10 protein-coding genes are annotated in these 14,309 nt (G+C 41.5%); 6 read left to right on the forward strand and 4 right to left on the reverse strand.

All coding sequences use genetic code 11. The features are described from left to right. Nucleotides 1–119: 119 nt before the first annotated feature. The 5 genes from BRLA_RS07995 (at nucleotide 120) to cydC (ending at nucleotide 8,832) form a co-directional block, all read left to right on the forward strand. Nucleotides 120–2,552, forward strand: a complete 2,433-nt coding sequence (locus BRLA_RS07995; protein WP_003337940.1) for a heavy metal translocating P-type ATPase — start codon at nucleotides 120–122, stop codon at nucleotides 2,550–2,552. Nucleotides 2,553–2,893: 341 nt separating this feature from the next. Beyond that, nucleotides 2,894–4,303, forward strand: a complete 1,410-nt coding sequence (locus BRLA_RS08000; protein WP_003337939.1) for a cytochrome ubiquinol oxidase subunit I — start codon at nucleotides 2,894–2,896, stop codon at nucleotides 4,301–4,303. Then, a complete protein-coding gene (gene cydB, locus BRLA_RS08005; protein ID WP_003337938.1) occupies nucleotides 4,290–5,306 on the forward strand; it encodes a cytochrome d ubiquinol oxidase subunit II in 1,017 nt (338 codons plus the stop codon). The genes BRLA_RS08000 and cydB overlap by 14 nt, the downstream gene beginning before the upstream one ends. Beyond that, entirely contained in the window at nucleotides 5,306–7,069 is a 1,764-nt protein-coding gene (cydD, locus tag BRLA_RS08010) for a thiol reductant ABC exporter subunit CydD (protein ID WP_003337936.1), read from the forward strand. Before cydB ends, cydD begins: the two co-directional genes overlap by 1 nt. Then, nucleotides 7,069–8,832 carry a thiol reductant ABC exporter subunit CydC gene (gene cydC / locus BRLA_RS08015; RefSeq protein ID WP_003337935.1) on the forward strand — a complete coding sequence of 588 codons (1,764 nt, stop codon included), beginning with the start codon at nucleotides 7,069–7,071 and terminating at the stop codon, nucleotides 8,830–8,832. The genes cydD and cydC overlap by 1 nt, the downstream gene beginning before the upstream one ends. 59 nt (nucleotides 8,833–8,891) lie before the next feature. On the opposite strand, the gene BRLA_RS08020 is transcribed toward cydC, so the two are convergent. The 4 genes from BRLA_RS08020 to BRLA_RS08035 all read right to left on the reverse strand — a co-directional run bounded on the left by BRLA_RS08020 (nucleotide 8,892) and on the right by BRLA_RS08035 (nucleotide 13,697). Beyond that, entirely contained in the window at nucleotides 8,892–10,040 is a 1,149-nt protein-coding gene (locus BRLA_RS08020) for a Ger(x)C family spore germination protein (RefSeq protein ID WP_003337934.1), read from the reverse strand. Between the two features lie 5 nt (nucleotides 10,041–10,045). Continuing rightward, nucleotides 10,046–11,536, reverse strand: coding sequence for a spore germination protein (locus tag BRLA_RS08025; RefSeq protein ID WP_041752025.1), 1,491 nt, complete (start codon nucleotides 11,534–11,536; stop codon nucleotides 10,046–10,048). Then, a complete protein-coding gene (locus tag BRLA_RS08030) occupies nucleotides 11,511–12,632 on the reverse strand; it encodes a GerAB/ArcD/ProY family transporter (RefSeq protein WP_003337932.1) in 1,122 nt (373 codons plus the stop codon). The genes BRLA_RS08025 and BRLA_RS08030 overlap by 26 nt, the downstream gene beginning before the upstream one ends. Nucleotides 12,633–12,734: 102 nt before the next feature. Continuing rightward, nucleotides 12,735–13,697, reverse strand: a complete 963-nt coding sequence (locus tag BRLA_RS08035; protein WP_003337931.1) for a cation diffusion facilitator family transporter — start codon at nucleotides 13,695–13,697, stop codon at nucleotides 12,735–12,737. A 209-nt stretch (nucleotides 13,698–13,906) separates the two neighbouring features. Between BRLA_RS08035 and BRLA_RS24565 the strand changes: the two genes are divergently transcribed. After that, entirely contained in the window at nucleotides 13,907–14,245 is a 339-nt protein-coding gene (locus BRLA_RS24565) for a four-helix bundle copper-binding protein (protein WP_003337930.1), read from the forward strand. Nucleotides 14,246–14,309 lie beyond the last annotated feature (64 nt).

A 14,309-nucleotide genomic window follows, 5' to 3' on the forward strand; every position in this document is an offset into this window, starting at 1 on the left:
AAGATTCACGAAAAGCAAATCTATTTAGTAGAAGGGTCCTTGACTTCACAGAAGGGGGCTTTTTTAAAACGATATAATATACCTATATAGGGTATTGTATAGGTAAGGGAGGTAGTAGCATGGCGGAGAACGTCGCAGCAAATAAGCAACAAAAAACCACAATGCAAATTACTGGAATGACTTGCGCCGCGTGTGCCCGACGGATCGAAAAGGGTTTGCAGAAGACAGCGGGGGTTCAGGATGCCACAGTTAATCTTAGCTTAGAACGGGCTTCGGTTACGTTTGACCCCAAAAAGATAAGTGTGGTTGATCTGGGGCAACGTATAGAGTCCCTTGGGTATGGTACGGTTAAGGAGAAAGCAGAGCTACTTGTTACTGGAATGACATGTGCTGCATGTGCGACTCGAATCGAAAAGGGCCTTAAAAAGCTTCCTGGGGTCTTGGAAGCAAGTGTTAATCTAGCGATGGAACGAGCAACGGTGGTGTATCAGCCTTCCGAGACAACTACGTTTGATTTCATAAAAAAGGTAGAGAATCTAGGATATGGGGCAAGTCTGAAGCAGGAGGAGCAAGCAGACGAGACTGATCATCGAAAAAGAGAGATCGCTAAGCAAAAGCGTAAACTGATCTTCTCTGCAATCCTATCTCTTCCTTTGCTATGGACGATGGTGAAGCATTTTTCGTTTACCTCATTTATATGGGCGCCTGAGATTTTGATGAACCCATGGATTCAATTACTATTGGCCACTCCCGTACAGTTCATGATTGGGTGGCAATTTTACCAAGGAGCGTATAAAGCACTTCGCAATGGCTCAGCAAACATGGATGTATTAGTAGCGTTAGGAACATCAGCAGCTTATTTTTACAGTCTTTATGAAACGATTAGAAGTATGCAGGCCATGCATCATGATATCCATCTTTATTATGAAACTAGTGCTGTACTCATTACCTTAATTTTATTAGGAAAACTTTTTGAAGCATTAGCAAAGGGGCGCACATCAGAAGCCATCAAAACGTTAATGGGACTTCAGGCTAAAACAGCTACGGTTATACGCAATGGCCAAGAACTGGTCATTGCTGTGGAGGAAGTTCAGGTTAATGATCTGTTTCTCGTGAAGCCAGGAGAAAAAATACCGGTAGATGGAGAGATTGTTGAGGGAAAATCCTCGGTGGATGAATCAATGCTAACGGGAGAAAGCATTCCTGTGGAAAAAGAATCAGGCGATCAAGTGATAGGAGCTACGATTAATAAAAACGGTGTTTTACAAGTAAAGGCTACAAAGGTCGGGAAGGAAACAGCATTGGCCCAAATCATTAAAGTAGTGGAAGAAGCACAGGGGTCTAAAGCGCCGATTCAACGTGTAGCCGACAAGATTTCCGGTATTTTTGTTCCGATTGTAGTATCGCTTGCCGTTTTGGCTTTTCTGATTTGGTACTTCTTCATTACACCAGGCGATTTTACTAGCGCACTAGAAATTCTAATAGCTGTTCTAGTCATTGCTTGCCCATGTGCACTTGGTTTAGCAACCCCAACCTCGATCATGGCAGGCTCTGGTCGGGCAGCAGAAGCGGGTGTTCTATTTAAGGGTGGAGAACATTTGGAAGCGACACATCGAATTGATACAGTCCTACTTGATAAAACAGGGACGATTACAAAGGGTAAGCCTGAATTGACAGATGTGCTGACAGCAGATCACTGGGAAAAACAACAATTTCTTCAGTATATCGCTAGTGCTGAGAAAAACTCCGAGCATCCTTTAGCAGAGGCTATTGTGGCGGGCGTCATTGAGCAGGGGATTGGTTTGCAAAGCCCTAGCGAATTCGAAGCCATTCCAGGGTACGGTGTGCGAGCCATTATTGGGGGGAAAGAAGTATTAGTTGGAACACGCAAGCTCATGGGGAAATTTGCGGTACAGATCGATCTAGCATTGCCTATTATGGAAAAATGGGAGCAGGAAGGTAAAACAGCGATGCTGGCTGCCATTGATCAGCGATATGCCGGAGTGATCGCAGTAGCGGATACCGTCAAACAAACCTCCCGAGAAGCGATTGCTCGCTTAAAAGAAATGGGCTTAAGCGTCTATATGGTCACAGGCGATAATGAACGAACAGCAAAAGCGATCGCGGCACAGGTTGGTGTCGAGCATGTGATCGCAGAAGTGTTGCCAGAGGGAAAAGCAGCCGAAGTAACTAAGTTACAACAAGCAGGTAAAAAAGTAGCGATGGTTGGAGATGGAATTAACGACGCTCCAGCATTAGCCACAGCAGATATAGGTATCGCCATGGGAACGGGTACAGATATAGCGATGGAAGCAGCAGATATTACGTTGATGCGGGGCGATCTAAATAGCATTGCGGATGCCTTCACGATGAGCAAGAAAACGATGACGAACATCAAACAAAACTTATTTTGGGCGCTGGCCTATAATTGTTTGGGGATTCCCGTTGCGGCTGCTGGGTTATTAGCTCCATGGTTGGCAGGTGCAGCGATGGCATTAAGCTCCGTATCGGTTGTGTTAAATGCTCTGCGATTGCAACGGGTAAAGCTTTAAAAAGAGAATAAATAATTGTAAAACGAAAATAAAAAAGATGACTACATAAAACAGTGGTCATCTTTTTTTGTTTATCAAAAAAATAACATTTTTTCAAAAAACTTACCTGTATAAGTTGGTAGATTTAATATCGTTGTTATATAGGTAATTTTCTGAATATTATTTTGTTAAAATGTTACTTTTTGTCGGATAGATGAATCTTTTCAAATTAGATTGAAACTAGTGAACTAAATGTGATAAATATCACACATGGGGTATGGAACAATCTGAGAAAATAACGCAAGGATAGATAAAATACCTTTTAGTTAAAAAACTATCAAGAGAGAGGGATGAGGAAATCAATGGATTTGGATCTGGTAATGCTTTCACGTACTCAGTTTGCTTCCACAACGATTTTCCACTTCATCTTCGTCCCATTGACGATTGGATTATCTTTTCTAATCGCAATAATGGAAACGATGTATGTGGTCAAAGGGGAAGAAAAATATAAGCACATGGCAAAGTTTTGGGGCAAGCTGTTCCTGATTAACTTTGGTGTGGGTGTCGTAACAGGGATTCTACAGGAGTTCCAATTTGGTATGAACTGGTCTAATTATTCAAGATTTGTCGGTGACGTTTTCGGTGCGCCCCTTGCAATTGAGGCATTATTAGCTTTCTTTTTGGAATCTACATTTATCGGTTTATGGATTTTTGGTTGGGAGCGTTTGTCGAAAAAGGTTCACTGTCTCTGTATTTGGCTGGTGGCTTTCGGTACGACAATGTCTGCTTTCTGGATACTGTTAGCCAACTCTTTTATGCAACGACCTGTAGGCTTTGAGATCAACAATGGTCGAGCGGAGATGAATGACTTTTTTGCACTCGTTACGAATGGTCAGTTAATGGTAGAGTTCCCGCATACGATTTTTTCCGCGTTTGCGACTGGCGCTTTCCTAGTAGCTGGTGTTAGTGCTTATAAATTATTGCGTAAACAAGAGGTATCATTCTTTAAATCATCTTTTCAGTTATCGATTGTGGTTGCACTTCTATCTTCTCTCCTTGTAGCTGTATTTGGTCACCAACAAGCTCAATATCTGGTGGGAACACAGCCTATGAAAATGGCTGCAAGTGAAGCCTTGTGGGAAAGAAGTCCGGACCCAGCTCCTTGGACAGTATTTGCTACGATTGATCCAGAAAACAAGAAAAATGGAATAGAGGTTTCAATTCCTTACCTGTTAAGCTATCTATCCTATAGTAAATTCTCAGGTGACCTTCCTGGAATGAATGAGTTACAAGCTGAATACGAACAAAAATATGGTCCTGGCGATTATATTCCACCTGTTCGCACGACATTCTGGAGCTTCCGCATCATGGTAGCAGGTGGTAGTTTAATGATTCTCCTTGCAATGATCGGATTCTATTTATCATGGCGCAAAAAGCTAGAGCAGCCAAATAAATGGTTTATGCATGCAATGGTATATAGTATTTCTTTACCATTTATCGCAAATACAGCAGGGTGGGTTATGACTGAATTTGGTCGTCAGCCATGGACTGTTTTTGGGTTGATGAAAACTGAAGATAGTATTTCACCTAGCGTATCTGCTGGCGAAGTGTTATTCTCCCTGATTGCTTTTAGTACGATTTATTTGGCGCTGTTCATCGTGCTCCTTTATTTGTTTACTCGTGTTATCAAGAAGGGTCCTTATGCTCTAGTGAAGGCAGAAGCAAGTACAAATGACCCGTTTAATAAGGAGGAAACTCATGCTTTCTCTTAATGAACTCTGGTTTGTTTTAATCGCCGTTTTATTTATTGGCTTCTTCTTTTTAGAGGGCTTTGATTTTGGAATTGGAATGTCTACTACTTTCCTAGCCAAATCAGACATAGAGCGCCGTGTTTTAATCAATTCAATTGGCCCGTTCTGGGATGCGAATGAAGTATGGCTCTTGACCGCAGGGGGAGCGATGTTTGCTGCATTCCCTAACTGGTATGCAACTCTGTTTAGTGGCTTTTATTTACCGTTAGTATTTCTTCTATTAGCGTTAATCGGTCGCGGTGTTGCTTTTGAATACCGTGGCAAAGTAGATAATCCTGTATGGAGAAAAGTTTGGGATGTTGCGATTTTTATCGGTAGCTTTTTACCGCCATTCCTACTGGGTGTAGTATTTGCTTGTCTATTAAAGGGCTTACCAATTGATGCAAACATGGAAATGAACGCTGGATTGTTTGACATGGTTAATCTGTATAGCGTGATGGGCGGAGTAACCGTTGTTGTTCTTTGCCAGGTACACGGTCTTTTGTTTGCAACACTACGGACAACAGGTGATCTGCGCTTACGTGCTCGCAAGCAGGCAAAAATGCTGTTGGTTCCACTAGCACTTCTGTTGGTTATCTTTGGAAGTATGACCTACTTCATGACGGATATTTTTACCGTTCGGGGTGGAATACTAAGCGTGATAGCCGTATTAGGTGTCATTGCTTATGTGCTAGCTGGTTACTTTATTTCGAAAGAACGCGATGGCTGGGCATTCGGTATGACTGGTACAGTGATTGCTCTTTCCATTAGTTCCGTATTTATTGGATTGTTCCCGCGTGTAATGATTAGCTCTATTGACAGTATGTTCAACCTAACAATTCAAAATGCATCATCTAGTCCATACTCTCTTAAAATCATGACGATTGTAGCTTTATCCTTGCTACCATTTGTATTGGGCTATCAAATTTGGAGTTACTTTGTATTTCATAAACGTGTACATGAGAAGGAGCACTTGGAATATTAATGGGTAAAAACTTACTCGGTTATAAAGGAATTGTGCCGGTTCTACTAGCAGTAGCTGTGCTTGTTCTAATCCAAAGCTTGTCCATTCTATACCAGGCAAAATGGTTGGCGGAAGTTATTTCCGCCCTTTTTGCTGGTCAAAAACTACAGGAACTATATATGGGCTTGGGTTTGTTTTTGTTGGCGTTTCTCGTTCGTCATTTGACCAACCTGCTGCAACAGAAAATCGCCTATCGCTTTGCGATGAAGACAGGCAGTGATGTACGTAAAAGGTTAATGGAAAAACTATTTTTGTTAGGACCGCGTTTTGCTAAAACACAGGGTACAGGGAATGTGGTAACGCTCGTGATCGAGGGAGTTGCACAATTTCGTACCTATCTCGAATTGATTATTCCCCGTATGGTTAGTACGGCGATCACACCTTGGATCATTCTTGCTTATGTAGCCTGGCAGGATATGATTTCTGGAATTATTTTGCTTGTTACGATGCCGATTTTAATTGTGTTTATGATTCTAATTGGTCTTGCAGCTAAGGGAAAAATGGATCGCCAATGGAAATCATATCGCATTTTATCCAACCATTTTGTAGATGCATTGCGTGGATTGGAAACCCTTAAATATTTAGGATTAAGCCGTTCGCATAGCAAAACAATCGAGCGGGTGAGTGATCGCTATCGTTCTGCGACGATGGGCACCTTACGCGTAGCTTTTCTATCATCATTTGCGCTGGATTTTTTCACAATGCTTTCCGTGGCTTGTGTTGCGGTTAGTCTAGGGCTACGACTTATTTCTGGGGAAATTTTTCTGTTAACAGGGTTAACCGTTTTGATTTTGGCCCCCGAATATTTCTTGCCAATTCGTATGGTGGGCGCTGATTATCATGCGACATTAAATGGGAAAGAAGCAGGAGAGGCGATTCAAGCGATTCTGAAACAGCAGGTAGCTCAAGGCAAGGAAGAAGATTCTAGCGTAACGATAAGCGAATGGACAAATGAAAGCTATCTGGTACTTACTTCTATTGGTATGAAGCATGAGAGTCAAACAAACTCAATTCAGAAAGAACAAGCCCTTTTGGAAGCTAAGCCTTCCCTAAAAGATATCTCTTTTAGCATAACAGGTAAACAAAAGATCGGAATTATTGGAGAAAGTGGTGCAGGTAAGTCCACATTAATTGATGTACTTGCTGGATTTTTGGCTCCCACATCTGGACAAATGGAGTTGAATGGACAACGGGTATCTTCGCTATGTCAAGCAAAATGGCAAAGCCAAACAACCTATATTCCTCAGCATCCATATATTTTTTCATGCTCGCTATATGATAATGTCAGGTTTTACTCTCCTACAGCTAGTGATGATCAGATAGATAAGGCGATTCAAGCTGCTGGTCTAGGTGATTTATTCAATAGTTTGCCTAGAAAAGGTGAAGAACGAATCGGGAATGGCGGACGTACGTTAAGTGGTGGACAGGAGCAACGCATCGCTCTTGCTCGTGCATTTTTAAGCAATCGACCTATAATTTTATTAGACGAACCGACCGCTCATCTTGATATTGAAACGGAATATGAACTAAAAGAGACGATGCTCTCTTTGTTTGAAGATAAATTAGTGCTGCTAGCGACACATAGGCTTCATTGGATGCTTGATATGGACCTTATCATTGTATTGGAGCAGGGGATGATAAAAGAAGTAGGTACACATGCAGAGCTGCTTGCCAAACGAGGAACCTACTATCAAATGATTGCAATGCAAGGGGAGGAAATCTAATGAAGCGAGAAGAATGGCTTTTCCCCTACATGAAAGCTTATGCGAGAAGGTTTGCTCTTATTGTCCTTTTAGGCGTATGTACGGCTGTAACAGCTAGTTCCTTGATGTTTACATCTGGCTTTCTCATTTCTAAATCAGCATTACGACCTGAAAATATTTTATTGGTCTATGTGCCTGTAGTATTGGTTCGTACGTTTGGGATCAGTCGTGCTGTTGTTCATTATGTGGAACGGTTGGTAGGACATGATACAATCTTGCGGATTTTATCAAAAATGCGTTTACGGTTGTATCAGATTTTGGAACCGCAGGCTTTATTTGTTCGTTCACGCTTTCGCACAGGTGATCTACTGGGTGTTTTGGCTGATGATGTCGAGTATCTTCAAAATGTCTACTTGCGCACTATTTTTCCTAGCATCGTAGCATTGGTTATGTATGTGGTGGTGCTTGCGGTCATTGGCTGGTTTGATACGGGATTTGCCTTGTTCATGGCTTTTTTAATCCTGTTATTGCTATTTGTGTTTCCGGCTATTTCACTCGTGCTGACCAAACAACTGCAAACAGAAAGCAAATCCGAACGCAATGGGTTATATCAAAAACTAACTGATGCCATAATGGGGATGGGCGACTGGGTAATTAGTGGTAGGGAGGAGCAGTTTGTTCATTCCTACGAGCAGGATGAGGCGAAAGTAGCCCGCATTGACGCTACATTAAGCGAATGGAGTAAGTGGCGTAATTTCCTAGGACAAACGATTGTGGGGTGTATTGTAGTAGCCATGTTATTTTGGACAGGTGATCAATATGCTATGGGTGAAATTGCTGTCACATTGATCGCAGCTTTCGTACTGGTAATGTTTCCGGTGATGGACATCTTTTTACCAATCTCAGAAGCGATTGAGAAGATCCCCCAATATCAAAACTCATTAGACCGCCTGAACAGTATTGATAAGGCAGATGGAAAAAACCGCACAAGTGAGTTCCAGTCAAAGATAGATGAACAACAAATACAATTAACTCAGAAGGATGCCCACATCCATATCGAGGAAGTCACTTATCAATATGCTCCAGAAGCACCTGTTGCCGTTCAACAGGTATCGCTTACTGTGCCGCAGGGTAAAAAAATAGCAATTATCGGACGAAGCGGTGCTGGTAAATCAACGTTATTAAAGCTCATACAGGGAGCGCTTCTTCCTACTCAGGGGCGTATCAGCATTCAGGGGATACCGGCAGATCATTATGGAGAGCATATTCCGACGATCATGTCAGTATTAAATCAAAGCCCTCATCTGTTTGATACTACTGTAGAAAATAATATTCGACTTGGAAAGGTCGAAGCGTCTGATGAGGAATTGAGGCAGGTTTGCAGACAGGTTCAATTGGATCGTTTAATCGAATACTTGCCAGAAGGGTATCAAACGCAAATGAATGAGACAGGGCAACGCTTTTCGGGCGGAGAACGTCAACGAATTGCACTTGCACGCATTCTTCTACAAAATACACCGATCGTCTTGCTCGATGAACCTACTGTTGGGCTAGATCCTCGTACGGAACGGGAGCTTTTGCAAACTATTTTTAACACCTTGAACGAAAAAACGCTCATTTGGATCACCCATCATTTGGTGGGGGCAGAGCATATGGATGAAATCATTTTTATGGAGGATGGAAGGATTGTCATGCGAGGAACACATACAGAATTAATGAATAAAGAGCCTCGCTATATGAACCTCTATCGTTTGGATCGACCTGAGGAATTTGAAGTAAAATGAGAATGCTTGCATAAAAATGAGGAAGTAGCAAATGGTACGGACACTTTTGCTGACTTCCTCTATTTTTTTATGCGATACATGCCAGAGTGATTCAATTTAACGTGGACTTGAATGGTTTTTAGTGACGCCTTTGTTAAGTTAATTCCATTATTGGCGGACAGACGCTTCCAGGCTTGTATATCTTGTTTGTACAGATAATTTTTTAGTGAATATAGATCAATTCCCTTTTTGATTCCGTGTTGATAGGTATCTCTAATTTCTTGTTTTATTTTTTGCTCTGCTCTTTTACGAAGCTCCTCCATATCCGCCTTCTCGGATAATTCATCTATTGACCCACGCACCTTTACAGAAATGGAAAATCGGGGTTGACCGCTTTGATCAAATGTAAACTTTACCTGATGCTTGGGCTTGGAAAAGGACAGGTTAGCCAATGGTTTATCACCACGATCTAGATGAACGAAGGTTTGAACAGTATCGGGTGTCATCCAACGTAAACCAGCAATCTTCGCAGATGGAAACCACCCGCCATTGGTCCCCTCTTTAATGGCATAGACGCCATCTATTTGGAATTGAGGTGATTTTTTTTGATTTCTGGTCCATTCCTTTTGGCTAGAACTTAGGGATGGTAGTAATAACGTAAGCCCAGGCTCCCTTATTTCGTAAACAAACCGTTGAAACCTTATTGGTTCAATGATCGAATCTTGTTTAAAGGATTCTTCCGGATTATGTAAGATGGTCAGGAGTGGTGACAGTCCAAATAATGATGGAGTAGTAAATAAGCTGTCTATAGGCTTGTCTGAGCCAAAAATCCAAGGAGTGTATCGTACCTCAGGATAACGAAGCAAGCTATCAATATTTGCTAAAAGATCTTTCGCTAACATCCTCTCACTGAGAACAATTCCAGTAACATAATCCCAAACAACACGTAATTGGTTAGATTTGAAAAAATGATTTATGGCTCGATCAATCGTTTTTCCTTTGGCTTGAGCGGTCCAAATAGGCTTGTCTACTTTGTTACTAGCTCCTTCCTGCTTAGCAATATTGGTGAAATCAAGCGACTGTGTGTAAATAATAAATTCTCCGTCCTTAAAATCAATCCCGAGTGCTGTCACGTAGTTGAGGTCTTGAATATTTTTATTATCCCAACAACCGGTTAACAAAATCAACAGAAGGATTGTCGATAGATAGGAGATACATGTCCGAGACATCTTCCTCACGCTTCATCACTGCCTTGTCTAGTGGGATCGGTTGTATGCAGGATTTTCGGCCGTTTTTTCATCGCTTTTAAAGGAAGAGCGATTAACGATTGGAGCATATCTTTAAAGGTTGGCGGAGAGATTGGTGCTAAATAAGGAAGGCCGAATGATTCCTGAGTGCTCAGATAAAGTACAATTGATAAAACAGAGAGAAAAAAACCGTACATCCCTAAAAAGGACGATACAATGAGTACAAATATTCGCAGGACACTCACTGTTCCGCTCAACGATTGATTGACTAAGGTAAAGGTTGCTACTGCCGTCACTGCAGCAACGACCAAGGTAGTGGGGGAACCAAGCCCGGCACGGATAGAGGCATCCCCAACAATTAATCCCCCAACTACTGCTACTGTTTGGCCCACCGCTTTTGGCAAACGAATACCAGCCTCACGAAAAATTTCAAACAAACCCAGCATCAAGAACATTTCCATGGAGGATGAAAGAGGTAGCCCAACCCTCGCAGTGGTTACTGTAGCTAACAGAGGAAACGGTAATTGTTCTACATTAAAGGAAATCAACGCAGTCCAGAATCCAGGCGTAAAAATGGAAACGATCAAGCCAAGGAGCCTAAGGATACGCTCAAAGGTAACGAAATAGAAGGGAAAGTGGATATCCTCAGGTGATTTTAGGGTCAAAAGAAGATTGGTAGGCCCAATCAATGCCATAGGAGAACCTTCTATAAAAATGATAAAGCGTCCGCGCAATAAGCTCTGTACAACATAATCAGGACGTCCAACATAATCCAATAAAGGAAATAAAGAATAAGAAGAGTCCCCTAACGCTTCCCCAAGCTGAGAGCTACTGACTAATGCATCTACACTGATGCTGGTAAGCCGATGCTGTACTTCTTCTACGAGTTTGGGATCAATAATATCTTTTATATACAAAAGAGCTACCTGAGATTGACTGCGTTGACCGATCGTAAAGCGTTCATGCCACATTGATTCAGAGCGAAGTCTTTTTCTAATCAGGGCTATGTTTGTTGAAACGCTTTCTGTAAACCCATCCTTTGGGCCTTTAACTGAAATCTCCGTATTAGATTCTTCAGGCGAACGATTTGGGGGATCTGAAATATCCAATACAAAGGCTCGATCATATGAATCGACAGTAATGATGAGCTTCCCAATAAACAGCTCTCGCTCAATCTCTTTTAGATCAATAGGAGAATCAATAGGCTGCACGGGTAAGCTTCGATCTAACTCTTCTAATGAGGAATATCTGCTAAACTTTTTTTGGAGATCGGAAAACACAAATTGCCGATACATTCTAGCATCGATTAATCCATCACAATAAAAAAACGAAATAGGTACAGATGAATCTGTGGTAGCAAACTGAAATGTTTCTACTTTTACATCAGCACATTTTGCAAAATAGTCACAGAGAAGCTGACGTAAGCCGATACTGTTTGTGCTGGTAGCTTGGTTATGTTGATTTGCTTCCTTTTGCATGTTCATCCGTACCTCTCGCGTTCTGTTTTGACCAGCTTCCAATGAAAGCAAGTAAGAGAGAAATAGCCAATAAAACAAATAAAGCTAAGGGAAAATAGATTCTTTTAAAGGAATCAATTAATAAAGGGTCCTTTGTATGCAATAAGATAATAACTACAATAAGGCTGCCAGACAAAACCGTAACTAGGATTTGATGGCCACGTTTTTTTATGGGGAGGATGTCATAAATAAGGAATAAAGCTAGTGAAACACGTATAAATGCTCCAGATAACCATTGGAAGATTGAGAGAAAATCAACATGCTCAATATACTTGCCAATGGTTACGAGACGCCATTGCTCAAAAGATGGATACATTTGATTCGCAGCTTCTTTTGGCCCGAAACTAGCTACTGCTCCCATATAGGGGCCAAGTGTCAGGCCAGCGAGTAGGATACAGAGCCACACTGCCTTTTTAAAGGTGATTGAGGTAGAAATGTGGTGTTGTAGCATCAAAAGAAAGATGATTTCTACCATTCCATTTCCAACGATCATTGCACCTCTTAGAACGGGAAAATAACCATTTTCGAGAATCGGCAATAAAAGCGAATAATTCTTGTACTGAAAGTTGGCGCCCATCACGAAATACCCTAATAAAAGAACGATTGGTAATATGATTCCAGCACAAATGGCCAAGGGTTGGATACCAGATAAAGCACAAAGTATGGATAAGAGGATTATGCTGGCAGCTACCAAAAATACAGGAGTTTGCGGTAAATAGGAAATCTTGGTCCACATGGTCATATCCAGAGTTGTAACATATATATCTGAGAGTAAGTAGAGAATGAACAACCCGATGATGATCCAAGCAAACCAAGCACTGCTCTGTTGCGTAATCCAAGAGAATAAACTCGTGCCCCTTTGCCGACGAATAATGAACAGCAACAGAGGAAGCCAGCAAATTGTAAGTATCATAGCGATGAGAATACTAATCCAACCGTCTCTTTCAACTGTACGAAGTAATAAGGGAATTAAAATAACATGGTTAAGAAGTCCTGTTGATAGAAAGAGAATGCAGCAGGCTTGAAGGAACGTAATAGGTGTATTTCTATATTTCACAAGATATCCTCCATTTACTAAAAATGGATTTTTCTTAGTGTGATCGAAATCAAACAAGTTTAATCGAAAAAAGTCTTTCCTAATAAAGGAAAGACTTGGGGGTTAATGACTGTGATTATGTTCATGCTTGTCACTTGTTTGAGGTCCTGTTTCACATAAAAGCTCCTGATGTAAAATACTTGAATCTTCAATTTGAATGGTGGAGTGTGTAATGCCGAATTGATGTTCTAACAAGTGTAACGCTTCTTGCAGAATAGGGTAACTGGCTAAGCCATCTTTAACATGTAAGTGGCAACTGAGTGAATCAAATCCAGAGGTAACCGTCCAGATATGTAAATCATGCACACTAGTAACTCCTTCAACCTTGGATAGAGCATCCGAAACCTGATCAGCGTCTATAGAAGCTGGTGTGCTTTCCATGAGAACATCAACAGAATCTCTAGTAACACGCCAGGCGCTTAACATAATTAGAACCGCTACTACTACACTGATGATGGGGTCTGCGATATACCAATTGAATTTCCACATGAGAAGACCTGCTAGAATAGCCCCTACTGATCCCAATAGATCACCAAGGACATGCAAAAAAGCACTACGAATATTCAGGTTGTTTTTGTAATCACCACGCATCAGAACGAAGGCGGCTGCAATGTTAGCCAATAGACCAACGAACGCAATCCCCATCATCGACAGACTTGCTACTTCAGGTGGTGCGAAGAATCGTTGATAAGCCTCCCAAATGATGACAAGAGAGATAACCACGAGCATTACACCATTAATGAGTGCGGCTAGGATTTCGAAGCGATAAAAGCCGTATGTTTTTTTGGCTGAAGGTTTTCTAGCGGCAAAAAACATGGCGATCAGACTAAGAAATAGAGCAGAAGAGTCGCTTAGCATATGCCCTGCATCCGACAAAAGGGCAAGGCTGTTTGTAAGAAAGCCGCCAATTACCTCTACAATTAAAAAAGCAGTGATTATGAATAGGGAAATCAATAGAGCGCGCTTGTTCGCTCCACTCCCGTGATGATGATGTCCTCCGTGAGAATGATCATGATGGTGTCCCATATAAATTCTCCTTTCAACAAGAAATCAGTAAGCTATACTCCTTTAAACGTGGATAGATGTTTATGTATTGTTGCCTTGTTTGATTTATATTATATAACCAAACCGCCAAACACTCAAATGTTTATTTGAATGTTTGAATGATGATCTGCTGATTCTCCTTTTCTCACAACGGGTAAATAATAGGAACGAAAGAGACGGAGGTAGAAAAGATGCAAGTAACACCTCAACAGGTAGCGAATTGCCTACAAGTGTGTAAAGCTTGTTTACAGGCCTGCAATGAATGCTATGCAGCCTGTCTACAGAATAGTGATCTGAATAAATACCGAGATTGTCTTTTCATCGTACGGCAAAGTGCAGAGATATGTATGCTAGCAATTAGTGCATTATCCTTGGACAGCATGTTTTGTAGTCAGATCTGCAAATTAACAGCGGAAATCTGCGAAGTATGTGCAAAAATATGCAGTCAGTTTGAACAAGATTATTGTCAGGCCTGCGCTCATGCTTGCTATCAATGCGCAGCAGCTTGTCGGGAAATGGTCGTTCACTAACTTGGCAGACAGTCGCCGATTTTGTATCATTGACTTTATTGGTAGGCGATAATGTATTAGGATA

Origin of the sequence: Brevibacillus laterosporus LMG 15441 (genome assembly GCF_000219535.2) — a bacterium.
GTDB lineage: Bacteria > Bacillota > Bacilli > Brevibacillales > Brevibacillaceae > Brevibacillus_B > Brevibacillus_B halotolerans.

Excerpts from the sequence above, each read along its gene's own strand:
- BRLA_RS07995 (WP_003337940.1), top strand. The coding sequence starts at position 120 with ATGGCGGAGAACGTCGCAGCAAATAAGCAACAAAAAACCACAATGCAA.
- BRLA_RS08000 (WP_003337939.1), top strand. The coding sequence starts at position 2,894 with ATGGATTTGGATCTGGTAATGCTTTCACGTACTCAGTTTGCTTCCACA.
- cydB (WP_003337938.1), top strand. The coding sequence starts at position 4,290 with ATGCTTTCTCTTAATGAACTCTGGTTTGTTTTAATCGCCGTTTTATTT.
- cydD (WP_003337936.1), top strand. The coding sequence starts at position 5,306 with ATGGGTAAAAACTTACTCGGTTATAAAGGAATTGTGCCGGTTCTACTA.
- cydC (WP_003337935.1), top strand. The coding sequence starts at position 7,069 with ATGAAGCGAGAAGAATGGCTTTTCCCCTACATGAAAGCTTATGCGAGA.
- BRLA_RS08020 (WP_003337934.1), bottom strand. The coding sequence starts at position 10,040 with ATGTCTCGGACATGTATCTCCTATCTATCGACAATCCTTCTGTTGATT.
- BRLA_RS08025 (WP_041752025.1), bottom strand. The coding sequence starts at position 11,536 with ATGCAAAAGGAAGCAAATCAACATAACCAAGCTACCAGCACAAACAGT.
- BRLA_RS08035 (WP_003337931.1), bottom strand. The coding sequence starts at position 13,697 with ATGGGACACCATCATGATCATTCTCACGGAGGACATCATCATCACGGG.
- BRLA_RS24565 (WP_003337930.1), top strand. The coding sequence starts at position 13,907 with ATGCAAGTAACACCTCAACAGGTAGCGAATTGCCTACAAGTGTGTAAA.